Source organism: Streptomyces sp. NPDC002896, from assembly GCF_040295225.1.
GTDB lineage: Bacteria > Actinomycetota > Actinomycetes > Streptomycetales > Streptomycetaceae > Streptomyces.
On sequence record NZ_JBEOVA010000006.1, the window covers coordinates 391,815 to 414,626 of the forward strand.

At 71.4% G+C, this 22,812-nt stretch carries 18 protein-coding genes; 4 read left to right on the plus strand and 14 right to left on the minus strand.

Going from position 1 to position 22,812, the window contains the following annotated elements:
* The 3 genes from ABT009_RS13370 to ABT009_RS13380 all read right to left on the minus strand — a co-directional run bounded on the left by ABT009_RS13370 (nucleotide 1) and on the right by ABT009_RS13380 (nucleotide 2,359).
* Nucleotides 1–927, minus strand: coding sequence for a glutamate ABC transporter substrate-binding protein (locus ABT009_RS13370; protein WP_351292798.1), 927 nt, complete (start codon nucleotides 925–927; stop codon nucleotides 1–3).
* Between the two features lie 16 nt (nucleotides 928–943).
* On the minus strand, nucleotides 944–1,687 hold the full coding sequence (locus tag ABT009_RS13375) for an amino acid ABC transporter ATP-binding protein (RefSeq protein ID WP_351292988.1): 744 nt from the start codon (nucleotides 1,685–1,687) through the stop codon (nucleotides 944–946).
* Between the two features lie 225 nt (nucleotides 1,688–1,912).
* The gene (locus ABT009_RS13380) at nucleotides 1,913–2,359 is read right to left on the minus strand and encodes a DUF6278 family protein (RefSeq protein WP_351292799.1); all 447 of its coding nucleotides are present in this window, start codon (nucleotides 2,357–2,359) and stop codon (nucleotides 1,913–1,915) included.
* 190 nt (nucleotides 2,360–2,549) lie between these two features.
* On the opposite strand from ABT009_RS13380, the gene ABT009_RS13385 reads away from it, so the two are divergent.
* A complete protein-coding gene (locus ABT009_RS13385) occupies nucleotides 2,550–4,310 on the plus strand; it encodes an SGNH/GDSL hydrolase family protein (RefSeq protein ID WP_351292990.1) in 1,761 nt (586 codons plus the stop codon).
* Between the two features lie 146 nt (nucleotides 4,311–4,456).
* Here ABT009_RS13385 and ABT009_RS13390 read toward each other — a convergent pair whose 3' ends face one another.
* The 7 genes from ABT009_RS13390 to pcaDC form a co-directional block, all read right to left on the minus strand.
* Complete coding sequence (locus ABT009_RS13390) at nucleotides 4,457–5,236, minus strand: exodeoxyribonuclease III (protein WP_351292801.1); 780 nt, start codon at nucleotides 5,234–5,236, stop codon at nucleotides 4,457–4,459.
* 129 nt (nucleotides 5,237–5,365) lie between these two features.
* Nucleotides 5,366–6,412 (minus strand): ABC transporter substrate-binding protein, encoded by a 1,047-nt coding sequence (locus ABT009_RS13395; RefSeq protein ID WP_351292803.1) that lies wholly within the window; start codon nucleotides 6,410–6,412, stop codon nucleotides 5,366–5,368.
* A gap of 161 nt (nucleotides 6,413–6,573) precedes the next feature.
* The gene (locus ABT009_RS13400) at nucleotides 6,574–7,422 is read right to left on the minus strand and encodes an ABC transporter ATP-binding protein (protein ID WP_351292805.1); all 849 of its coding nucleotides are present in this window, start codon (nucleotides 7,420–7,422) and stop codon (nucleotides 6,574–6,576) included.
* Nucleotides 7,419–8,483: a FecCD family ABC transporter permease gene (locus tag ABT009_RS13405; RefSeq protein WP_351292807.1), complete on the minus strand. Its 1,065-nt coding sequence runs from the start codon at nucleotides 8,481–8,483 to the stop codon at nucleotides 7,419–7,421. The genes ABT009_RS13400 and ABT009_RS13405 overlap by 4 nt, the downstream gene beginning before the upstream one ends.
* Nucleotides 8,480–9,484, minus strand: coding sequence for a FecCD family ABC transporter permease (locus tag ABT009_RS13410; RefSeq protein ID WP_351292809.1), 1,005 nt, complete (start codon nucleotides 9,482–9,484; stop codon nucleotides 8,480–8,482). Before ABT009_RS13410 ends, ABT009_RS13405 begins: the two co-directional genes overlap by 4 nt.
* A 121-nt stretch (nucleotides 9,485–9,605) precedes the next feature.
* Nucleotides 9,606–10,238, minus strand: coding sequence for an MBL fold metallo-hydrolase (locus ABT009_RS13415; RefSeq protein WP_351292811.1), 633 nt, complete (start codon nucleotides 10,236–10,238; stop codon nucleotides 9,606–9,608).
* A gap of 115 nt (nucleotides 10,239–10,353) precedes the next feature.
* The gene (pcaDC, locus tag ABT009_RS13420) at nucleotides 10,354–11,646 is read right to left on the minus strand and encodes a bifunctional 3-oxoadipate enol-lactonase/4-carboxymuconolactone decarboxylase PcaDC (protein WP_351292813.1); all 1,293 of its coding nucleotides are present in this window, start codon (nucleotides 11,644–11,646) and stop codon (nucleotides 10,354–10,356) included.
* A 739-nt stretch (nucleotides 11,647–12,385) separates the two neighbouring features.
* Here pcaDC and ABT009_RS13425 point away from each other — a divergent pair.
* Together ABT009_RS13425 and ABT009_RS47450 are read left to right on the plus strand one after the other, a co-directional pair.
* Nucleotides 12,386–13,606 carry a metallophosphoesterase gene (locus ABT009_RS13425; RefSeq protein WP_351292815.1) on the plus strand — a complete coding sequence of 407 codons (1,221 nt, stop codon included), beginning with the start codon at nucleotides 12,386–12,388 and terminating at the stop codon, nucleotides 13,604–13,606.
* A gap of 38 nt (nucleotides 13,607–13,644) precedes the next feature.
* On the plus strand, nucleotides 13,645–14,130 hold the full coding sequence (locus ABT009_RS47450) for a hypothetical protein (protein ID WP_502989861.1): 486 nt from the start codon (nucleotides 13,645–13,647) through the stop codon (nucleotides 14,128–14,130).
* A 235-nt stretch (nucleotides 14,131–14,365) separates the two neighbouring features.
* On the opposite strand, the gene ABT009_RS13435 is transcribed toward ABT009_RS47450, so the two are convergent.
* Nucleotides 14,366–14,854, minus strand: a complete 489-nt coding sequence (locus ABT009_RS13435; RefSeq protein ID WP_351292817.1) for a GNAT family N-acetyltransferase — start codon at nucleotides 14,852–14,854, stop codon at nucleotides 14,366–14,368.
* Nucleotides 14,855–15,455: 601 nt separating this feature from the next.
* Here ABT009_RS13435 and ABT009_RS13440 point away from each other — a divergent pair.
* Entirely contained in the window at nucleotides 15,456–16,577 is a 1,122-nt protein-coding gene (locus ABT009_RS13440) for an asparaginase (RefSeq protein ID WP_351292819.1), read from the plus strand.
* Between the two features lie 54 nt (nucleotides 16,578–16,631).
* Here the strand turns inward: ABT009_RS13440 and ABT009_RS13445 are convergent, their stop codons facing one another.
* From ABT009_RS13445 to ABT009_RS13455, 3 genes are all read right to left on the minus strand, one after another.
* Nucleotides 16,632–17,678, minus strand: a complete 1,047-nt coding sequence (locus ABT009_RS13445; protein WP_351292821.1) for a serine hydrolase — start codon at nucleotides 17,676–17,678, stop codon at nucleotides 16,632–16,634.
* 175 nt (nucleotides 17,679–17,853) lie between these two features.
* On the minus strand, nucleotides 17,854–19,734 hold the full coding sequence (locus ABT009_RS13450; RefSeq protein ID WP_351292823.1) for an SWIM zinc finger family protein: 1,881 nt from the start codon (nucleotides 19,732–19,734) through the stop codon (nucleotides 17,854–17,856).
* Nucleotides 19,731–22,622, minus strand: a complete 2,892-nt coding sequence (locus tag ABT009_RS13455; RefSeq protein WP_351292825.1) for an SCO1167/SCO6262 family helicase — start codon at nucleotides 22,620–22,622, stop codon at nucleotides 19,731–19,733. Before ABT009_RS13455 ends, ABT009_RS13450 begins: the two co-directional genes overlap by 4 nt.
* Nucleotides 22,623–22,812: the final 190 nt, after the last annotated feature.

Below are 22,812 nucleotides of genomic sequence, written 5' to 3' on the forward strand. Positions count from 1 at the left end.
TCAGCTCGCCGGGTAGCGGTCGATCGGCGGCGGCGTGGGCGCCGGGACGCCGGACAGGCCGAGCGTCGCCTCGTACGCCTTCTTCCAGTCGCCGTTCTTCACACCGGCCTCCAGCGCGTCGTTGATCGCGTTGCGCAGCGCGTTGTCGTGGCGCGGCACGCCGATGCCGTAGGGCTCCTCGGAGAACGGCTTCCCGACGACCTTCAGCTCCTCCGGCAGCTTGGCCGCGAAGCCGATGAGGATCGCGTCGTCGGTGGTGACGGCGTCGACCTGGTAGGTGAGCAGATTGTCGACGCAGACCGAGTACGTGTCGTACGCGACGAGGATCGCCTCCGGGTACTTCTCCTGGATCCGCTGGTACGGGGTCGAGCCGCTGGCGGAGCAGACGCGCTTGCCGGCGAGGTCCTGCGGACCCTTGATGTCGTTCTCGTCGGCGCGCACCAGCAGGCTCTGACCCGCCATGTAGTACGGGCCGGCGAACCCGACGAGCTTCTTGCGGTTGTCGTTGATGGTGTAGGTGCCGACGTAGTAGTCGATCTGGCCGTTCTGCAGGGCCGTTTCGCGGTTCGCGGAGGCGATCGTCTTGAACTGGATCCTGTTCGGGTCGAGCCCGAGGTAGGCCGAGACCATCTTGGCGATCTCGATGTCGAAGCCGGTGTACTCGCCGGTCGCCGGGTCCTTCTCGCCGAGGTACGGCTGGTCCTCCTTGGCGCCGACGATGAAGTAGCCGCGTTCCTTGGCCCGCCTCCAGGTCGGCGATTCGGGCAGCTCGAAGTCCTTGTTCACCTCGAACGTGGGCAGTTTGTCCTGCGCGGGGCCCTTCGCCGGCGGGCTGCCCTCCTTGCCGCAGCCGACGGCGGCGAGGGCGGTGAAGGCCGCGACCACCAGCAGGGCGAGGGCGCGGCACACACGTGTCGTACGCGTCATGGTTCCGTCCCCCGCCTCAGTGCTTGAGGATCTTGGAGAGGAAGTCCTTGGCGCGGGTGCTCTCCGGGTTGGTGAAGAAGTCATGGGGGGCGCGGTCCTCGATGATGCGGCCGTCGGCCATGAACACGACGCGGTTGGCGGCGTTGCGCGCGAATCCCATCTCGTGGGTGACGACGACCATCGTCATCCCGTCCCGGGCGAGCTGCTGCATGACCTCCAGGACCTCGTTGATCATCTCCGGGTCGAGCGCCGAGGTCGGCTCGTCGAAGAGCAGCGCCTTGGGATTCATGGCGAGGGCGCGGGCGATGGCCACGCGCTGCTGCTGGCCACCGGAGAGCTGTGCGGGGTACTTCGCGGCGTGCGCGGCCAGGCCGACGCGGTCGAGGAGTTCGCGGGAGTGCTGGTCGGCCTCGTCCCTCTTGCGCTTGCGGACCTTGGTCTGCGCGAGGGAGATGTTCTGCAGGACGGTCTTGTGCGCGAAGAGGTTGAAGGACTGGAAGACCATGCCCACCTCGGCGCGGAGCTTCGCGAGGGCCTTGCCCTCCTCGGGGAGCGGCTGCCCGTCGAGGTGGATGCTGCCCGACTCGATCGTCTCGAGCCGGTTGATCGTGCGGCACAGCGTCGACTTGCCCGACCCCGAGGGGCCGATGACCACCACCACCTCCCCTTTGCCGACGGTGAGGTTGATGTCCTGCAGGACATGCAACGTCCCGTAGTACTTGTTCACATCACGCAGTTCGATCAAAGGATCGACGGCCAATGGATCAACGGCCATGCCCAGCTCTACCCACTCTCAGCGGTCTCGGTTCGCGCAAACTATCCACCGCAATATGGGATTTAACGCATGACACGCGCTTACTTGAATAAAAGGTATTTCTCGGGCGACAAGCCCTGATGGGGCCAGCTCAGGGCTCGATTGGAGCCCGCTTGGGGCTCAATTGGGGCCGCTCGGGGCTGGTCACCCGCTCCCCGGCCGGGCCCTCAGTCAGCCCTCGGACGCCTCCGCGTACACCTGGGAGAGCTGGGGCGCGCCGTTCACCGCCCAGTCGAGCCCGGACTCGACGACGTGGATCTCCCGGCCCGAGGCGAGCCGCACCACGGGGTGGCCGCCGGGCCAGACGTGCCACCTCGCGCCCGGCACGGTGCGCACGATGACCGTGCCGAGGTAGAGGCCGGCGTCGTTGCCGAGCCACGGCAGCATCTCGGGGTCGTCGCGCCAGCGCGGCAGCAGTTGGTCGAGCGCCTCCAACGAGGCGGCGGAGTCGTCGAGTTCCAGGCCCGTCTCCCCCGCCTGGGAACGCAGCAGCTCGCACTCGGACAGGAGCGCGCCGACGCCCTCGGGGTCCGCCTCGAACGCGGCCGCGAGCACGTTGCTCCGTTCCGTCTCAGTCGACTGCCGCTTGCGCCAGATGTCCAGGAAAGGGATGTTCATACCACCCAGACTGACACCGGCCCCCGCCCCCGCACCACAGGCGCGCTGGGCTGCCCGTTCGGGCGGAGTTCGGCGGGAGTTCGGATGGTGTTCTGGTCTGACTCATTGACGCGTCCCTGTCGCCTCCATAGCTTCATGGCACACCTGTCACTTGGTTCCCGAGCGGGAGGAGTCGGTCGTGCGCCGACGTATGTGGGGTCCGGCCGCGTTACTCGCTCTTCTCGCCACAGTGGTGCCGGTGGCGTCCGCCGAGGCCGCGCCCGGCGGCAGAGCCGAGCCGCTCCCCCTGGAGCGGCTCTTCGACAACAGGGCGGTCAGCGACGACGCACGCCGCGGCGACGCTGACTTCGACGGCTCGGGCGGCTCGCTGTCGGCCCAGGACCTCACGGCCGCCGGGTGGACCCCCGGGCGCTCCCTGGCGGTGGACGGCGCCCGGCTGACCTGGCCGCGCACGGCCCCTGGCCAGCCGGACAACGTACGTGCCGACGGCCAGTCCGTACGGCTGCGCGGGCGCGGCGACGCCCTGGCCTTCCTGGTCGCCGGAACGGGCGGCGAGGCGCGGGGCACCGGAACGGTCCGGTACCAGGACGGCTCGCACAGCACCTACCGGCTGACCGCACCGGACTGGCGCACCGGCCCCCTGGCCACGAAGTCCGTGGCCCTGCCGCACATCAACACCCCCGGCGGCCAACTCGCCGAAAAGGCACGGCTGTACGTGGTGACGGTGCCCGTCGTCCACGGGCGTACCGTCGCCTCCGTGGAGCTGCCCCGGGACAACGGGCCCGACCTGCACGTCTTCGCGCTCTCCGTGCGGGCGACGACCGCGGGATGGTCCGGCAGTTGGTCGGCGTCCACCGCCGGTTACGCGGCCGTGGGGCCCTGGACGGACCGGACGGTACGGCTCGTCGTGCACACCAGCACGGGCGGGCCGCGCGTGCGGATCCGGCTCGAGAACACCTTCGCGGCCGCGCCCGTACGCATCGGCAGTGCGACCGTGGCGGTACAGGACGCGGGCGCGGGAGCCCGCGGGGAGCCCGTGGCGCTGTCGTTCCGGGGCGCCGCCGGGACCGAGATCCCGGCGGGCGCCCAGGCGTTCAGCGACCCGCTGGACTTCGACGTGCCCGCCGACACCAACCTGCTGGTGAGCTTCCATCTGCCCGGCACGGTGACGGCAGCGCCCCTGCACAGCCAGGCCATCCAGCGGTCGTACGTGAGCGCGCCGGGCGACCACGCGGCGGACGGCTCCCCCGCCGCGTACACCTCGACGATCACCACCTGGCCGCTGCTGACCGGCATCGACGTGGGCGGCGGGCCGGGGTCCGTGGTGCTGCTCGGCGACTCGATCACCGACGGGGTGCGGTCCACGCAGGACGCGAACCGCCGGTGGCCCAATGTGCTGGCCACCCGGCTGCTCAACCAGAGCGCCGTCCCTCGGTACGGGGTCCTCAACCAGGGCATCTCGGCGAACCGTGTGGTCACCGACCGCTACCCCGGCGACGGCGTCTCCACCGACACCGGCGGCGTCAGCGCCCTGCACCGGCTCGACCGCGACGTCCTCGCCCAGACCTCGGTGCGGACGGTGGTGGTCTTCCAGGGGGTCAACGACGTCCGGTGGGGGGCTTCGGCTGAGCAGGTGATCGGCGGGTTGCGGGAGATCGCCGAGCGGGCGCGGGCGCAGGGGCTGCGGGTGGTGGGCGCGACGATCACGCCCTGTCAGGGGGAGGCGCTGTGCACCGCTTCTGCGGATGCGGCTCGGGTGGCCGTCAATGCGTATATCCGGGACAGCGGTGGGGACTTTGACGCGGTGCTGGACTTTGACGCGGTCTTGCGGGATCCGGCGGAGCCGGCGCGGATGCTGGCCGCTTATGACAGCGGGGATCATCTGCATCCGGGGGATGCGGGGTTGGAGGCGATTGCGGCGTCGGTGGATCTCGGGGTGCTGGTGCCGTAGGGGTGGGGTGGGGCGCTGCGCTGGGCTTTCCCCGATCCCGCCCCTTCCCGAAACTGGGGGCTCCGCCCCCAGACCCCCGAAATCGCCCTTCGGGCTCGTCCTCAAGCGCCGGACAGGCTGAAATACTCAGCCCGGGGTGGGGGAATTCACACGTCGAGGTCCACCACAACGGGCGCGTGATCCGACGCCCCCTTCCCCTTCCGCTCCTCCCGATCCACGTACGCATCCGACACCGCCTTGGCGAACGCCTCGTTCCCGTAGACCAGATCGATCCGCATCCCCCGGTTCTTGGGGAAGCACAACTGCCGGTAGTCCCAGTACGTGAACGGCTGCTCGTACTTGAGAGGCCGCGGCACCACGTCCGAAAGCCCGGCCTCCCGCAGGGACGTGAGGGCCGCCCGCTCGGCAGGGGTGACGTGCGTGAGGCCCTCGAAGAAGGTGGGGTCCCACACGTCGCCGTCGGTGGGCGCGATGTTGTAGTCGCCCATCACGGCGAACGGACGGCTGCCCCCCGCGTCGCCCGCGACCGCCGCCTTGAGGGCCTCGATCCACTGAAGCTTGTAGGCGTAGTGCGGGTGGTCGACCTCGCGGCCGTTCGGCACGTACACCGACCAGACGCGGGCCGGGCCGCACGTCGCGGAGATGGCGCGGGGCTCCTCCGCGCCGTCGTACCCGGGGTCGCCCGGCAGGCCCCTGACCACGTCCTCGATGCCGACCCGGGAGATCACCGCCACGCCGTTCCACCGGCCGGTGGCGTGCACCGCCGATTCGTAGCCGAGCTCGCGGAGCTGCTCGACCGGGAATCCCTCGGCGGTCGTCTTGGCCTCCTGGAGGCACAGCACGTCCGTCCCGCTGCTCTCCAGCCAGGCGAGCAGCCTCGGGAGGCGGGCGGTGATCGAGTTCACGTTCCAGGTGGCGATGCGCATGCCGTACAAACTACCTGCCGGGTACGACAAACGGTCGGGCCACATGGGTGAGCGGCCGCTCAGTCGGGTCGTAGGCCCTGCGGCGACCCGCGCCGGTGGCGCGCCCGCCGCCGTCACCGGGCTGCCTGGTTACTTGGTGAGGTACTTCTCCAGGTCCCCGACGACCTCGTTCGCAGCCGTGACGCCGAGGCCGAGGTACCAGGTCTCGTCCGGGACGTCGTAGGCGTGGCCGGCCTTGACAGCCTTGAGGTTCTTCCACAGCGGGTTGCCCTGGGCCTTGGACTTGTCGGTGGCCTTCGGGTCGCCGTAGACACCGGTGAAGACGTAGTCGGCGTCGGCCTGGTCGATGTTCTCGGCGCTCACCTCGGCGGCGAGGTCCTCGATGTCCTGGTTCTTCGGGCGCGGGATGCCGGCGTCCTTGAGGATCGTGCCGATGAACGAGGCGTTGGCGTAGAGGCGGATCACGCCGTCGGGCAGATAGCGGACCATCGAGACGGTCGGCTTGTCGGCTCCGAGCTTGTCGCTCAGCGCCTCCACCTTCTTGTCGTAGGCGGCGAGCTGCGTCTTGGCCTCGGCGGTCTTGTCGAGCGCTGCCGCGTTCAGGAGGTAGTTCTCCTTCCACGTGAAGCCGGGGCGGAGGGAGAAGACGGTCGGCGCGATCTGCTTCAGCTCGTCGTACTTGTCGGCGGCGCGCAGCTGGCTGCCCAGGATGAGGTCGGGCTTGAGCGCGGCGATGGCCTCGAGGTTCAGGTTGTTGATGGTGCCGACGTTCGCGGGCTTGCCCGCGTCCTTCTTCAGGTACGAGGGCAGTTCCGGCGAGCCCTCGGTGGGCGCGAGGCCGACCGGCTTGATGCCGAGCGACACGACGTTGTCGAGCTCGCCGACGTCCAGGACGACGACGCGCTTGGGCTGGGACTTGATCTCGGTCTCGCCCATGGCGTGGGTGATGGTGCGCGGCCACTCGCCGGGCCCCGCGTCGGTGCCCATCTCAGCGGTCTTCTTGGCGGCGTCGGCGAAGTCCTCGCCGCCCTGGGCGACGCCCTTCTTGTCGCCGGCTCCCGCCGTGGCCTTCGCCGAGCCCTCACCGGACCCGGACGAACCGCCGCACGCCGCGAGGGACAGTGTGGCGGCGACGACGAGAGCGACGGCGGCAGTGCCGCGGCGCCGAAGAGACATACAGGGCTCCTGTGTTGCTGTGAATCACCCAAGAGATTCTTAGGTGAGCCTAACCTATGTCTTCCCTGTGTGTATGCGGCAAGCCCCCAGCATGTGCTTCCGGTCACGGACGTGCGGGGATCAACTCGTCCATCACGGACGTGCGGTCGTCAACTCGCCCGTTACGGACGTGTGGAAGCCAACTCGTCGGCAGGCCCCGCCTCGCCGCCGTCACCGACCGGCTGCCACAGGGCGCCCGGCACAACCAGAGGACCACCCGTCACCGGGTCCGATACGACGACCGACTCGAGCCCGAAGACCTCCTGCACGAGATCCGCTGTGACGACGTCGCCGGGGGAGCCCTGTGCGACGATCCGGCCGGCCTTCATGGCGACCAGGTGGTCGGCGTACCGTGCGGCCTGGTTGAGGTCGTGCAGGACGGCGACGACGGTCCTCCCGCGCTCGCGGTTGAGCTGCCGGACCACGTTCAGCACCTCCACCTGGTGGGCGATGTCGAGGTAGGTGGTCGGCTCGTCGAGCAGCAGCAGGTCGGTGTCCTGGGCGAGGGCCATGGCGATCCAGACCCGCTGACGCTGACCGCCGGACAGCTCGTCGACCAGCCGGTCGGCCAAGCTGCTCGTCCCGGTGCGCTCCATGGCCTCGGTGACGGCTTTCTCGTCGTCCCCCGACCACTGCCGCCACCATCGCTGGTGCGGCTGCCGTCCGCGCGAGACCAGGTCCGCGACCGTGATGCCTTCCGGCGGCACCGGGGTCTGCGGCAGCAGTCCGACTGCCTGGGCGATCTTCTTCGAAGGAATACGCGACAGCTCGGTGCCGTCGAGCAGGACCGCGCCGCGCTGTGGCTTGAGCAGCCGTCCCAGCGCCCGCAGGACGGTGGACTTGCCGCAGGCGTTGGGGCCGACGATGACCGTGACCTGCCCGTCCGGTATCTCCAGATCGAGGCCGTCGACGACGATGCGGTCCTCGTACGCGAGGGTGAGCCCCCGGGCCGTAAGACGGTTGTCGGTCACGCGGTGCCTCCGAAACGGCTAGAGGTGCGGGCGATCAGCCACATCAGATACGGCGCGCCCACGGCCGCGGTGAGCACGCCCACCGGCAGCTCGGTCGGCGAGAACAGAACGCGGGCCAGCATGTCCGCCACGACCATGATCAGCGCGCCCGTCAACGCCGAGCAGAGCAGCGGGATCTGGGCGGTGCGCGTGAGCCGGCGGGCGATCTGCGGGGCGAGCAGCGCCACGAAGTCGACCGGGCCCGCGGTGGCGGTCGCCACGGACGCGAGGACGACGCCGAGCCCGACCAGGCCGAGGCGGACCCTGCCGAGCCGGACGCCGAGGGCGGTCGCCGTGTCGTCGTCGAACGACACGTCGCGCTGGGCCCGGGCCGCCCACACCACGAACGGCACGGCGACAAGCAGGATCGCCGCGACAGGCGCCGCCTGGTCGTATCCGCGGCCGTTGAGCGAGCCGGTGAGCCACACCTTCGCCTGCTGGGCTACCAAGTAGTCGCCCTTGGTCAGGAACAGCTGGGTCAGCGAGCCGAGAGCGATCGAGAAACCGATCCCGATGAGCACGAAGCGGGACGCGTGCAGGCCGCGCCGCCAGGCGAAGACGTAGACCAGCAGTGCGGCGGCCAGGCCACCGCCGACGGAGACATACGGCAGCGCGGTGAACGACGTGACGCCGAAGGTCATCGCTGCGACCGTCGCCGCGCCCGCGCCATGGGTCACGCCGATGACGTCGGGGCTGGCCAGCGGATTGCGCGCCACTGTCTGTACGAGGGCGCCGGCCACGCCGAACGCGGCCCCGACCAGCAGACCGACGGTCAGGCGGGGCATGCGCAACGTGCCCACGACGAGTTCGTCCGGGCTCGGTTGCCCGAGCAGCACGCGGACGACCTCCGCAGGGGAGACGAAGGACTGCCCGACGCACAGATACGCCACCACTGCCGCCGCCAGCAGCACGCCGACCGCAGCCGTGACCACGCTCCCGCGCCGGTGCAGCAGAAAGCTGGCCTGTCCGGCACGCAGCACTGCGTAACCGGCCGGACGGACCGGATCGGCGACCCGCGTCACGCCGCCACCACCGCCTTGCGCCGTACCAGGGCGACCAGGAACGGCACGCCGAGCAGTGCGGTCATGACAGCCACGGGCACCTCCGACGGCGGGAAGACGATACGGCCCAGTACGTCCGCGACCAGGATCATCACCGGTCCGAGCAGCGCGGCCAAGGGCAGCACCCAGCGGTGACCGGTGCCCACCAGCGCCCGTGCGATGTGGGGGACGGCCAGGCCCGTGAAGGCGATGGGCCCGGCGGCGGCGACCGCGACGCCGGTGAGGACCGTCGCCCCGAGGGCTCCGAGAACCCGCAGCAATCCGACATTGTGGCCGAGGCTCTTGGCCACGTCCTCCCCCAGCGCCATCGCGTCCAGGCCGCGCGCCATCGCGGCGACGAGCAGAAGTCCGGCGATGAGGAACGGCAGGACCTGGCCGACGATTTCGGCATCCCGCCCGCTGACCGACCCGACCTGCCAGAAACGGAACTCGTCCAGCGCGCGGGCGTTGGTGGTGACGATGGCCGAAACCAGCGAGGCCAGCAGGGCGTTCATCGCGGCACCGGCCAGCGCGAGCTTCACCGGGGTGGCCCCGCCGCGCCCGCTGCCGGCGATCACATAGGCGGTCACCGCCGCGATTCCGGCGCCCACGAAGGCGAACCACACGTAGCCGCTCAGGGTGTGCACGCCCGCGAAGGCGATCGCGCAGACCACGCCCAGCGACGCGCCCTGACTGACGCCCAGGATTCCGGGCTCGGCGATCGGGTTGCGTGTGATGCCCTGCATCACCGTGCCGGCCACGGCCAGCGCGACCCCGACCAGCACGCCGACAATCGTCCGCGGCACCCGCAGGGCGCGTACGACCTGGGCGCTGTCGTCAGTACCACCGCTCAGCAAGGCGCGCACCACCTCGCCCGGGGCAATGGCACGGCTCCCGACCGCAAGGCTGAGCAGCACGGCGAGGAGCAGCAGCAACGTGCCCACGACCAGCCAGCCGATGCGGCGCGAGGTCGGTCGGGACATGCGCTCGCTCTCTCGAAGTTAGTTAAGGCTCAGCTAAGAATAAGGTGCCCTCCGGGTGGCTTGTGCAGGGGGTGCATCGGGCAGGGAATGCATCGGGCAGGGGTGCATCGGACTTCGGCCGTCAGAGTTCGGCGGAGGCTCCCGGCGCCAGGCGGAGGTGCTCCGCTCCACCCAGCGCACCGATCTGGTTGTCGTAGATGGGCCGCGCAAGATCCGTGAGCAGCGCGTCATGGATGTCGTACGCCCGCTGCGGCTTTACCTCGCGGACGTAGTCGATGACCTCGGAGATCTTGTTCCAGGGGGCCATCACGGGAAGCATCAGCGTCTCGACGGGCCGGTCGGGGACGGTGAGCGCGTCGCCCGGGTGGAAGAGCGATCCGTCGACGAGGTAGCCGACGTTGGTGATGCGCGGGATGTCCGGGTGGATCACGGCGTGCAGTTCGCCGTGCACCTGGACGTCGAACCCGGCGGCCGAGAAAGTGTCGCCGTGCCCAACGGTGTGCACGCGTCCCGGGAAGGCGGCCGCGATCTTGTCCGCGACCGACTTCAGCGTCCAGATCTCGGCGGCCGGGTTGGCCTCGAGACCGGCCCGCAGCCGCTGCTCGTTGAAGTGGTCCGCGTGTTCGTGCGTGACGAGGATCGCGTCGGCGCCGACCGCGGCGTCCTCCTCGCTGAAAGCGCCGGGGTCGATGACGAGGGTCTGTCCGTCCTTCTGGAGCCTGATGCAGGCGTGGGACTTCTTCGTGAGCTTCATGCGTCCCATCCTGCAACGGGGGCACCTGCCACGTGGTGCACCCGGCGGACATCGCGTCAGCCGGTTTGCCCCGGGTGTTCTTCGCGCCGCGGCCGCCCCTCACTCCCGAGGACCCTCACTCGTGAGGAGTCGTCTCCTCCCTTATGACCGCCTGCGCCACCTTGAACGCGCTGTTGGCCGCTGGGACACCGCAGTACACCGCCGCCTGCAGCAGCACTTCCTTGATCTCGGCCGGGGTGAGCCCGTTGCGCAGCGCCGCCCGGGTGTGGAAGGCGAGCTCTTCGAGGTGCCCGCCCGCGACGAGGGCCGTGAGGGTGACGCAGCTGCGGGTGCGCCGGTCGAGCCCGGGTCTGTTCCAGATCTCGCCCCAGGCGTACCGGGTGATGAGCTCCTGGAAGTCCCCGGAGAAGTCGTCGGCCGCTGCCAGGGCCCGGTCGACGTGCGCGTCGCCGAGCACCTCCCGGCGTACCTTCAGACCGGCCTCGTACGGGTCGGGGCGGCCCCCGGCGACGGGCTGCTCCGCCATCGGCGCGATCTCCGCGACGGGCCCGGCGGGCGACGCCGCGAGCACCGGCTTGGCGGGTGCCGCCACGATCGCCATCTGTCCGGTGGTCGTGTCGACTGCGGTCTGCCAGGCGGTGGAGAAGTGACGTATCAGCAGGTCGGTGACGGCGGCGGGCTGCTCGACGGGCGCAAGGTGCGAGGCGCCGGGGACGACGGCGAGCCGGGCGTCGGGGATGCCGGCGACCAGCGTGCGCGCCTCGGCGGGCCCGGTCACCTGGTCCTCCGAGCCGACGAGTACGAGCGTGGGCACGCCGATGCGGCCGAGCTCGGCGCGGATGTCGAAGGCCGCGAGCGCCTCGCAGGAAGCGATGTAGCAGCCGGGATCGGTGGTCCGCACCATCTGCACGGCCCACTCGGTGATCGCGGGCTGGGCGGCGGCGAATCCGGGGGTGAACCAGCGCTCCGGCGAGGTGCGGGCGATCGGGTCGAGGCCGTTCGTGCGGACGATCACGCCGCGCTGCCGGAACTCGTCGGCCGTGCCGAACCGGGGCGAGGCGGCGATCAGTACGAGCGAGGCGAGCCGCTCCGGGTGGCGCAGCGCGAGGTCGGCGCCGACGGCACCGCCCAGTGCGCAGCCCGCGTAGCCGAACCGCTGCACCCCGAGCTGGTCCAGCGTGGCGAGCAGCCGGTCGGTCAGCTCGCCGACCGAAGGAGCTGGGTGGGCGGGGGCGCCGCCGTGTCCCGGCAGGTCGAACCGGAACACCCGCCACTGGCGCGTCAGCTCGGGGACCTGCCGGTCCCACATGTGCCATGTGGTACCCAGTGAGGGACCCAAGATCAGGACAGGAGCGTCTTCTGGCCCGTCAAAGCGGTATTGCAGGGTGTTCGCTGGTGTCTCACTCACCTGCCTGAGCCTCTCATCTGTCACGACAGCCCCTATGAGCGGGGTCCTGACTGTAGATATCTGACCAGGTGGAAGACCTCGCGGGCAGCCTCACGGCTCCCCACTTCCTGGCCTACTTCAGCAGATCGCGGTATCCCGCAGAGCGTCGACGACCAGTCTGCGGGGCAGGCGGCGTACTGGACATGGTCGAACTGGACATGCCCGTCCCCCTTCCGGTCCGATGGCGCGTCACGTTGCCGGTACCGGGCCGCATCGGGCGGTCAGAATCGTGAGGACGCCACAACTGATCGGCAGGCCCCTATCGGGACACGCCCCGCCAGCCCGGCACCGACAACGCACCATCCCCGGCCAACAGCCGACACCGTGAGACCAGGACACTTCGGTCAGGCGTGTCATGAGTCAGACCCCGGACCCGGGACAGCACCCACCCTTCCTCCCGCCCGTCACAGCATCCCCACCCAGAAATACTGAGCATTACAGGCACCGACATGTGGATCTCACCCGGCCCACGACGATGGGCTGTACTCTCCACTGCTTCCGGAGCTTCTACGCCTCACCGTTCGAAGCCGCCGCGGCCCCGGTCAGGAGCAGAGTCACCAACCGCGTGAGCCGGGGGCGAACTCGGAGGCCACCTCGCCACATGGGGCTGCCCACCATGAGCACCCCGTCCGTCCGACCGGCCCGGGACGGCCGGATACAGTGCGCGCGACAGCAGCCTGGTTGCTCAAGGAGGGGAAGCGTGACCGACACCAGCGAAACCCGATCCGCCGACAGTGCAGCGCACGCGACTCAGCAGAGCCGACTGCACCGCCTGATGCGCTACCTCCCCCTGATCGCCCCCGTCCTGCTGTGGACCGTGCCCTGCTGGCTGCTGCTGCACACCGGCCAGCACTGGCCGCTCCCTGTCACGCTCGCCGGCACCGCCCTGTTCGCCCTCGGCCTGATCGGTATGCCGCTCGCGATGGTGCGCGGCCACGGCCGACGCCAGCAGGACTGGGCGGCAATCGTCGGAGACACCCTGCTGGGCACCATCTGGGTCCTGTTCACCTGGTCCGTCGTGCTCGGCGTCCCGCTGCGGCTCGCCCTGACCGTGACCGGTGTCGGCGACGGCCAGGACCGGGCCCGGATCGTCACCTGGGCGGTCCTCGGCGCAGCCACCGTGCTGCTCACCTGGGGGTACGCCGAGGCCCGCCGGGTACCACGGGTACGCCGCCTGGACGTGCAACTTCCGCGCCTGGGAGCCGGGTTGGACGGCACGCGCGTCGTCCTCATCACCGACACCCACTACGGCCCGCTCGACCGCGCCCGCTGGTCGGCACGGGTCTGCGAGACGGTCAACACGCTGAAGGCCGACCTGGTCTGCCACACCGGAGACATCGCGGACGGCACGGCCGAACGCCGCCGCGCCCAGGCCGCCCCACTCGGCACCGTGCAAGCCACCCGGGCCCGGGTCTACGTCACCGGCAACCACGAGTACTACAGCGAGGCACAGGGCTGGGTCGACCTCATGGACGAGCTGGGCTGGGAGCCGCTGCGCAACCGCCATCTGCTGCTCGAACGCGGTGGCGACACCCTCGTGGTCGCCGGCGTGGACGACGTCACCGCCGAGTCCTCCGGCCTCGCCGGCCACCGCGCCCACCTCGCCGGAGCCCTGCACGGCGCCGACCCCGACCACCCCGTCCTGCTCCTGGCCCACCAGCCCAAGTTCGTCGACCGGGCCGCAGCCGGCGGCGTCGACCTCCAGCTCTCCGGCCACACCCACGGCGGCCAGATCTGGCCCTTCCACCACCTCGTCCGCATCGACCAGCCCGCCCTCGCCGGCCTCAGCCGCCACGGCACCCGCACCCTCCTCTACACCAGCCGTGGCACCGGCTTCTGGGGCCCGCCCTTCCGCGTCTTCGCCCCGAGCGAGATCACCCTGCTCGTACTCCGCTCCCCGCAACGACCCCCCACGCCGTAGCGCTGGGCGGGCCGGCGGTTCCGCCTGGAGATGCTGCAGTGCGCCGGCACCCCAAGAAGGGCTACGCATCCTGCAACGCCCTGCGCGTCACCAGCGGCACCACCGCCTTCCAGGAAGAGCAGGCGGCAAAGAAGGGCATCGCACCCCAGACCGTCCGGCCGAACGCCGCCGCGGACTCCCCCACCGCCTACGGCCCCAGCGACCTGCAGTCGGCCCACGGCCTGACCTCCGCCGCCTCCGCCAGCGGCTCCGGCAGGACCATCGCCATCGTCGACGCCTACGACGACCCGAACGCCGAGTCGGACCTGGCCAACACCCACGACGGTCAGGCTCTGATGCCCCTGTCCGGAGCCTCCCGCCGATCCGCTCCACCGCGGCCGCACCGACGCCTGTCGGCCAAGCTCCACGGGGCAAGGGCTGTGACTACTTCCACTTGCGCTGATGGCTGCACTGGCAAGGCATCACCCCCTACAGCGCTGACGGTGGACTGTGGCCACTTCGTCTCGCAGATCAGGGTTGTGTGAACTCCGTATTTACGCGTCCGACCTCGATCGTGTGTGGAGCGAGCCGAGGTGTACGCGATTTCGATGGCCCTGGGAGTGCCGGAGGCGAGGGAGTCGCCGGGAGAGGCCGCTGGCGCAGGCGATCCCCCCGCCAGGGCAGAGACGACGGCACACACGGAGCGCGCGGCGTCCAGCGGCTCCTGCATGCCAGCCACCATGCAGGCGAAGCCGGTGCCCTGCGAACCGGCACACCGCGTCATTCCGAAGGAATGCGAAACTCGAATTCGGGACGGTCCCACGGCACGGCGGGCGGGTTCGCGAGCGCGGTCCCGGTCCGCACTGCACCAACGCGGTGGTAGAAGTCCTCGGCGGGAAGATGCGACACGACCTTGACACGGTCGAGCCCGGCGGCACGGGCCTCGGACTGCATGTGCGCCACGAGCAGCCGTCCAATACCCCGTCCTTGCGCTTCGTCGGCAACGAACAGCAGGTCGAGCTCCGGTGGCGCAAGGACGAGCGAGTAGAACCCGAGGACCCGGCCTCCATGCTCGTCAGCGCCGACGGCCACAAAGGCGCGGTGGGCCTCGATGTAATCAGGACCGACCCGGTAGCCCGCGACTGCGGCTGCGTACTTACCCTCGTAGGCGCCTGAGCCACGCACGAGCCGCGTGAGCCGTTTGGCATCCCGCGCGACTGCCCTCCGTATCGTGATCGGCTGGCTGATCGGGGAAGTGCGTGAACTCATCGGGAGAGTATTTCGCACCGGGGAGTGCCTTCCTGCGGCGGGTCAGCTGCTCGGGCAGGCGTTCCTGCACCGCTCCCGGGAACCACTCGTGCGAGCGCAACCGATCTCACGCCGAAGCCGCGCCGGAGCGCTTCGGTGCGGATTCGGCGTCTCACGGCTCCGCGCGGAGGTCCCCGTCGGACCGGTTTCTGGCGGGCCTCGCCGTATCACCCGCTATCACGCAGCTATCACGAACTGGGCGGACCCTCTCGGACCAGTAGGCCCTGACCTGCGATTTCATGCCCGCGATTGACTGGTGTAGACGCCCCTGGAGGGTCCATACCACCTGTGCCAGGTGGTACCGAGCGAGGGGCCGAGGATGAGGACCGGGGCGTCTTCCGGGCCGTCGAAGCGGTACTGGAGGGCAGGGGTCGTCGTCTCACTCACTCGCTCGCTCCACGCTAGCTTCCGCTGCTGTGGGGATGGACACGGGCCCCTTGTGCCGCACCTTTTGGCTCGTTGACACGTGCACGCTCATTGACATGTGCAGGTAATGCGTTGGTAAAGACCGCTTCATAGCGTCTGGGCGAGTTGTCGCCAACGGACGAAGGATGATGGCGCCTTGAGAATCGCCCACCGGACCACTGCCCTGCTGCTCGCCCTCGCCGCCGCGGTGGGTGCGACCGTCACCGGCGCCAGCGCCGAACCCGGAGCCGGCAAGGACGTCCCCGACGTCGCCGTCATCGGAACCGGCGGCACCATCTCCGGGGTCAGCACCAACAGGGTGTCCTTCCAGGACTACCGCTCCGGCCAGCTGGCCATCTCGAAGATGGTCGACGAGCTGCGGCCGGAGGTCGACGGTCTCGCCGACGTCACCACCGAGCAGTTCGGCAACAAGGGCTCCGGCTCATACACGATCGCCGACTACCGCCGCCTGACCGCCTCCGTCGACGCGGCGCTGAAGAAGAACGACGCGGTGGTGGTCACCACCGGCACCGACACGATGGAGGAGTTCGCGTACTGGCTCGACCTGACCGTGCGCAGCGACAAGCCGGTGGTCCTCACCGGCTCGATGCGCCCGTGGACGGTCATCGGCACCGACGCGCCGGCGAACCTCTACAACGCGATCAAGCTAGCCGCGAGCCGCAAGACCACCTGCTACGGCACCGTCGTCATGCTCAACGACCAGGTCCAGGCCGCCCGCGAGGTCCGCAAGACGAACGCACTGCGGCTGGACACGTTCGAGAGCGGCCCGACGGGCGAACTCGGCGTCATCGACCAGGACAACATCCGCCTCAACCGGGCGCCCGCACGTGTCCAGAAGTGCGGCCGGAGCAGCTGGGACACGCCCTTCGACCTGGACGAGATCGCCGACGGCCCGCTACCGAAGGTCGAGATCGCGTACTCGTACCAGGACGCCGGCGGCGAGGCGGTCACCGCCTTCGCGGACGCCGGCGCGGACGGCATCGTCACCGCGGGCACGGGGGCGGGCGGTATCTCGCCCGCCATGTCGGCCGCCCGCACGGAAGCGGTCAAGAAGGGCGTGCTGTTCGCGTCGACGACCCGCACGGGGTCGGGCGCGGTGTACGGCTCGTCGACGACGACCGGCGTCATCGGCGCGGAGGACCTGACCCCGCAGAAGGCCCGGCTGCTGCTTCTGCTGTCGCTGGCGGCGACGGAGGACGAGAAGCAGATACGGGAGTGGTTCTCGACGTTGGGGACGGCGCAGTTCGTCACTCGGTGACGGGGTGACGGGGTGACGGGGTGACGTTGCGGCGCTACGGGGTCGTGGCTGGCGTCAGGACTGCGTCGGGGGCGCCGTCTCGGCGGCGGTCAGGGCCTCGGCCGCCCTGGCCGCCGCCGCTTCCACCAGCCGTATGCCTGCGGCCATGGAAGGCTGGTCGTCGCTCAGCACGGCGATGAGCAGCCGGTGACCGTCGTGCTGTACGACGCCGATGGTGTTGACCACCCACAGGCCGGTCGCGCTGCGCGGCAGCCAGCCGTTCTTGAGCGCGGCGACGGGGGTGGTGGCCGCCGCGGAGGGAGCGGCGGCGGGTGTTGTGGTGGCGGCCGGTGTGCTTGCGGTGGTGGTCGCCGGGGTCTGGGCGGCCGTGACGCCCCAGTCCTGACCTGGGTGTATGTGGGTCATCAGGTCGTACTGGTACGTCCTGGACGCGCTCGACAGTGCGGAGTCGCCGCGGGTGATCGCCTCCAGCAGGCGCAACTGGTCCGCCGCGGTGGTCTGAGTCAGGCCCCACAGTCCCCCCGGTCCGGGCGTGGTGGCGGTGAGCCCCAGCCGCTCGTTGGCCTCGGCGAGGCCGGCGCCGCCGCCGATCCGCGCCCAGAGGCGGCTGGCGGAGGCGTTGTCGCTGACGCGGATCATCGGCCCGGCGTCGTTCGTCTCCTCCTGCGTCAGGGAACGGCCCTCGCGCTGTGCGCGCAGCAGGAGCGCGGCGAGGATGTCGGCCTTGACGATGCTCGCGGTGGCGAACCGGTGCTCATCCGGGGCGTACACGGCACGGATGCCGGTGTCCGCGTCGGCGATGGCCAGCGAGAAGTGGCCCGGGGCGCCCTCGGCCACGTCCGCCAGGGCGTCGGCGAGCCGAGCGTCGGCGGCTGCATCGGCTGCCGCTTTGGCGGCCGCCACTGCGGCTGCGGAACGGCTCGAGAGAGTGCCGGCGCTCGCCGGTGCGACGATTCCGGCCGATACGGGCCCGGTGGGCGCGGTTCGGGAATGCACGGGAGGCGAGACTGCCACGGGCAGCGGGCCGAAGGCCATGGCCGCGGGCAGCGGACGGGCGGCGCGGCCGACCGTCGCCCGCGCGCCCGTGGGCGGCCCCGTCACGCACGTGTCACCCAGCACCAGAGCCGCAAGCGCGGCGCACCACAAGCCCCACCATGGCGCCCGCGTCCACCAGAACGTTCCTCCGAGTCCCGTCACGGTTCAGAGGAAAGCCCTGTCATGTTTCGCCGGGATGAGGGTTGCGGTGCGGTTCACGAAACAAGCGGGCCGGTCGGGCTCAGTCCGGCTCCGGATCGGTGCCGGCTCCGCCGGTGCCACCGGCTCCCAGGAGGCCCGTCAGGGCACCGACGGGATCCAGATCCGGGGTGCCTCTCGGCCACCAGTCGTCGCGGCCGGGCTCGGACTCGTACGCGTACCAGAGGCCGTCGCGGCCGAGGCGCAGCTGGACATGGCCTTGAGGGTGGGTGAGGTGGTTGTGCCAGGGGCGGAAGGGCGGGAAGTCGGCTGCGAGGAGGGCCGGCCGTGCGCGGTCGAAGCGGCCCGCGGGCGGGTCCCATTGCTCCTCGAGAGCTGCGAGGCCCGCTTCGCCGCCCTGGCGCCAGGCGGCGACCGCACGGGCGAGGTCGGCGGGGGTCCGGCCGGCGGCGGAGGCGAGGGAGGCGTACAGCGCCCGGCCGGTTCCGGTGAGGCCGGAGCCGGGGCGGGCCGCGGCGAGGCGGACCGCGTCCTGCCAGAGGGTCAGCTCCGCGACGGGGTCGCGGCCGGTGGCGAGCAGGGCGTGCGCGCGGGCCGCCGCATCGCTGGCCAGCTGGTCGAGGGCGAAGGGGTCCGGGCCGCCGGGGGCTGCGGGGTAGACCGGCGGATGCTCGGGGTGCGGGGGCGTGGGCAGTGGGGCCGGGAGGGGTGGGAGTGTGCGCGGGGTGAGGGCGTCGCGGGCGCGTACGCCGGGGAAGGGAGGCAGGGTCTGTGCGGGGCGTGCGGCCTGCGCGGCGTTGCGGCGCGACAACTCGTCCAGCAGCTCTCGCTCGCCTCGGCCGCGCATCAGCAGCAGTACGAAGGGGTCCTCGTCGAGCAGGCGGGCGGTCTGGTAGCAGAGGGCGGCGGCGTGTTTGCAGGGGTAGCCGAAGTCGGGGCAGGAGCAGTCGGGTTGGAGATCGCCGGGGCCCGGAAGGAGGTCGACTCCGCAGTCGGCGAGCGAGTGCGGCATGTCCTTCTCCAGCAGCGCGGCGATGCGTCCGGGACGCTCGGCGGCCGCGTCCAGGAAACGGTCCCACTCGTCGTCGGAGAGGACACGCAGTGCGATGCGAGTGCGGTACGGGCGGGCGCGGCTGCCCTGCACGTACGCCAGGACGAGGCCGGGCGTGACGGTGATCGCACCTACGTTGCCCTGCGCGGCATATCGCCGGCCACGCGCGAGCCGGCCCTGGTCCAGCGAGAGTTCCTCCAGGGCCTCGGTCCAGGCATTGCCCCACCACGTGCCGGCGAAGCGGGCGTCGGGGGAGGCAAGGCGGGGCGGAAGAGCACCGAAGGTACGGCGCAGCTCCGGCCCGGTTCCCGTTCCTGTCGCCGGGGCCGGGGCGGCGTCTGCCCGGCCGCGTTCCCCGATGCGGCCGGGGCCACCTTCCCGGTCGCGGCTGCGACGGGGAACGCGCGGCGCCGCACTGCCGCCCGCCACGCCGTCGGCGGGCTCGTCAGGCCCCGGGCCACCGGGCAGACGGGACTCCCCCGCGGACTGGGATTCCATGGGGATGGCGGGTGCTCCGGAGGCGGCGAGTCGCCGCTGCGCGGCGCGTAGCGCTTGCCGTGCGCCGTCGCCAGGACGTGGCGCGGAGGCAGTTTCCCCGACGTCTCCATGCGGTGCTGGTCCGCCCTCATCGTCCAGCCTCGCCGGGAAGGTCGCGCTGCTTCCGGCGCCCGCCTGACGACCGGGGCGATCCACGCCCTCTTCAACGCGATCCACGTCCCCTTCAACGCCGGACCCCGTGCCTCCGCGTCCGTCCCCCTCCTCTCTGCGGGCGGCGCGCAGCGCCCTGCGGACCACGTCCGCAGGGCGCGCCGCGGCCGCGGCGCGCGACCGCGAAGCCCCGCGCGACGCTGAAGCCGCGCTCGACACGTCCGAACGGTCGGGACCGGGCGGCTGCTGGGGACGGGGTGTCATGGCTGCCTCCGAAGGGAGACCAGGTCGGCCAGCTCCCGGTCCGTCAGGTCCGTGAGTGCCGTCTCGCCGGAGGCGAGGACCGCGTCGGCCAGGGCGCGCTTCGCCGCGAGCATCTCGGCGATGCGGTCCTCCACCGTGCCCTCGGTGATCAGGCGGTGGACCTGGACGGGCTGGGTCTGCCCGATGCGGTACGCGCGGTCGGTGGCTTGTTCCTCGACCGCGGGGTTCCACCAGCGGTCGAAGTGGATCACGTGGCCCGCGCGTGTGAGGTTGAGGCCGGTACCGGCGGCCTTGAGGGAGAGGACCAGGACCGGGGTCGAGCCGCTCTGGAAGCGGTCCACCATGCGCTCGCGCTCGACGACACGTGTCCCGCCGTGCAGCAGCTCGGCGGGCACGGCACGCTCGGCGAGGTGCGCCTCGAGCAGCCGCGCCATGCCGACGTACTGCGTGAAGACGAGCGCCGAGCCGTCCTCGGAGAGGATCGTGTCCAACAGCTCGTCGAGCAGGGTGAGTTTGCCGGAGCGGCCGAGGAGACGGGCAGCCGTGCCCTCCTTCAGATACTGCGCGGGGTGGTTGCAGATCTGCTTGAGCGCGGTGAGGAGCTTCAGCACGAGGCCCCGGCGCGCGATCCCCTGCGCCGCCTCGATCACCGTCATGGACTCGCGGACCACCGCCTCGTACAGCGAGGCCTGTTCGCGGGTGAGCGGCACCGGATGGTCCGTCTCGGTCTTGGGCGGCAGTTCGGGCAGGATGCCCGGGTCCGACTTCTTGCGGCGCAGCAGGAAGGGCCGGACGAGCCGGCCCAGGCGCCGGACGGCCTCCTCGTCCTCGCCGCCCTCGACGGCACGCGCGTGCCGTGCGCGGAACGACTTGAGCGGGCCGAGCAGCCCCGGTGTCGTCCAGTCGAGCAGCGCCCACAGCTCGGACAGGTTGTTCTCGACGGGCGTGCCCGTCAGAGCGACCCTTGCCGGGGCGGGGATCGTGCGCAGCGCCACCGCCGTCGCCGAGTACGGGTTCTTGACGTGCTGCGCCTCGTCGGCGACGACCATGCCCCACTTCTCCTGCGCGAGCAGGGGCGCGCTGGACCGCATCGTGCCGTACGTGGTGAGGACGAACCCGCCGCGGTCCGGCTCCTCCAGGGTGCGGTCCGGCCCGTGGTAGCGGCGCACGGGGACACCCGGCGCGAAACGGGCGATCTCCCGCTGCCAGTTGCCGAGCAGCGACGCGGGGCAGATGACGAGGGTCGGCTCGTGCCGCGCCCGGCGCAGGTGCAGCGCGATGACGGTGACGGTCTTGCCGAGGCCCATGTCGTCGGCGAGGCAGCCGCCCAGGCCGAGCGAGGTCATCATCTCCAGCCAGGCCAGACCCCGGAGTTGGTAGTCGCGCAGCCGCGCCTGCAGCGCCGGTGGCGGCTCCACAACGGCCACCCCGGCGGTGAGCCGGTCGCGCAGCGCGGCCAGCGCGCCGACCGGCACCGCCTCCACCGTCTCGCCGTCGACCTCCGCGGCGCCGGTGAGCGCGACGGAGAGCGCGTCCACCGGGTCGAGGAGGCCGAGCTCGCGCTTGCGGGCCTTGCGCACCATGGCCGGATCGGCCGTCACCCACCGGTCGCGCAGCCGTACGACGGGCCGGTGGGCCTCGGCGAGCGCGTCCATCTCGGCCTCCGTGAGCGGATCCCCGCCGAGCGCCAGTTGCCAGCGGAACTGCAGCAGTTCCTCGGCCTCGAAGAAGCCGGTGCCGTCGGTCGCGGAGCCTGGTGCGGGTCGCACCACCGCGGTAGCGGAGAGGTCCCGGGCTAGGTCGCGCGGCCAGTGCACGGCGACCCCCGCGGCGCCCAGCCGGCTGGCGGCGGGGCCGAGCAGGTCGTACAACTCGTCCTCGGACAGCACCAGTACGTCCGGGACGTCCTGGTCGGTGAGGCGGTCGAGCGGGGGCCAGACGCGGGCGGCGCGGCGCAGTGCGAGCGCCGCGTCGACACGCGCGCGTGGCCCGAACGACGCCTCCCCGTCCCCAGCCCACAGCCCCGCCGCGTCGATGACGAGTGTCGGGTCGGCGAGGCTGTGCACCTGCACGACGGCGGCCCCGGCGCTGCGGGCGCCGTCCGTGGCGTCGAAGATGTCGTACGCGGACAGGTCGAGGCGGAGCGAGATCCGTACGCCCGCGTCCATTCCGGCGGCGACCTCGGCCGCCCAGTCCCGCGCCCCGGCCAGCGCCTGCGGCTCGCGCGCGGCGAACGGCGCCCCGGCGGCGTGCGGCGCGGCCGGGGTACGCGGCAGCGTGTCGGCGACCGCGTCGAGGAAGGCCCGGACCAGCGCCTCCGGCTCGGGCAGGTGCAGGGGGCTCCGATCCGGGAGTGGGACGGCATGGCCCTCGTACGGCAGGGCGGCGGCGATGGCGCGCAGATGTGCGATGTCGTCCGCGTCGAGCGGGCCGGCGCGCCAGGCGTCGTACCCGCCGGGGCTGAGGCCGGGCAGCAGGCGGCCGCGCGCGACGAGCCGCAGGGCGTGCAGGGTGGCGGCGCCCCAGCAGGCCGTGGCCGGGTGGGCGACGGGATCGTGCCGGGCGCGTACGAGCAGCGGCAGGGCGTCCGCGAGCGGGAGCAGCAGCGCCGGGACGGGAGCCCTGCGGACGCCGGTGCCGCCGTGGCGCCGGACGACGGTGAGCTCCGTGAGCTCGCCCGGATCGGGCCGGTCACCCGACTCCGTACGGTCACCAGGCTCTGGAGGGTCACCGCCTCCCGTAACGTCACCCGCCGGCAGCGGCCCGCCGCCATCCGGGTCCCAGAAGGCCACCCGGCCCTCGCGCGGCAGCTGCGACGGCAGGAAGATCGCGGCGAGCCGCACGGACACCGCCTCGTCCGCAGTGCGCGCACCCACGCTCTCCGCCACGCTTTCCTCCCTCCGTCGCACAAGTCGGATCAGACTCGAGTCGGATCAGAGCCGGATCAGACTCGGATCAGACGTCTTCGACTCTAACGACGGGCACTGACAGCAGCGGAACGGGCGGTCACACAGGCCGGCCCGTCCTCGCCCCGGCGGAATACCGAGGGGCGAGGACGGGCCGCGCGCGTCACCTACG

Coding starts and splice junctions, on each gene's coding strand:
- ABT009_RS13410 (WP_351292809.1), bottom strand. CDS start 9,484: ATGTCCCGACCGACCTCGCGCCGCATCGGCTGGCTGGTCGTGGGCACG.
- ABT009_RS13385 (WP_351292990.1), top strand. CDS start 2,550: ATGTGGGGTCCGGCCGCGTTACTCGCTCTTCTCGCCACAGTGGTGCCG.
- ABT009_RS13395 (WP_351292803.1), bottom strand. CDS start 6,412: ATGTCTCTTCGGCGCCGCGGCACTGCCGCCGTCGCTCTCGTCGTCGCC.
- ABT009_RS13380 (WP_351292799.1), bottom strand. CDS start 2,359: ATGAACATCCCTTTCCTGGACATCTGGCGCAAGCGGCAGTCGACTGAG.
- ABT009_RS13415 (WP_351292811.1), bottom strand. CDS start 10,238: ATGAAGCTCACGAAGAAGTCCCACGCCTGCATCAGGCTCCAGAAGGAC.
- ABT009_RS13435 (WP_351292817.1), bottom strand. CDS start 14,854: ATGAGTTCACGCACTTCCCCGATCAGCCAGCCGATCACGATACGGAGG.
- ABT009_RS13450 (WP_351292823.1), bottom strand. CDS start 19,734: ATGACACCCCGTCCCCAGCAGCCGCCCGGTCCCGACCGTTCGGACGTG.
- ABT009_RS13370 (WP_351292798.1), bottom strand. CDS start 927: ATGACGCGTACGACACGTGTGTGCCGCGCCCTCGCCCTGCTGGTGGTC.
- ABT009_RS13390 (WP_351292801.1), bottom strand. CDS start 5,236: ATGCGCATCGCCACCTGGAACGTGAACTCGATCACCGCCCGCCTCCCG.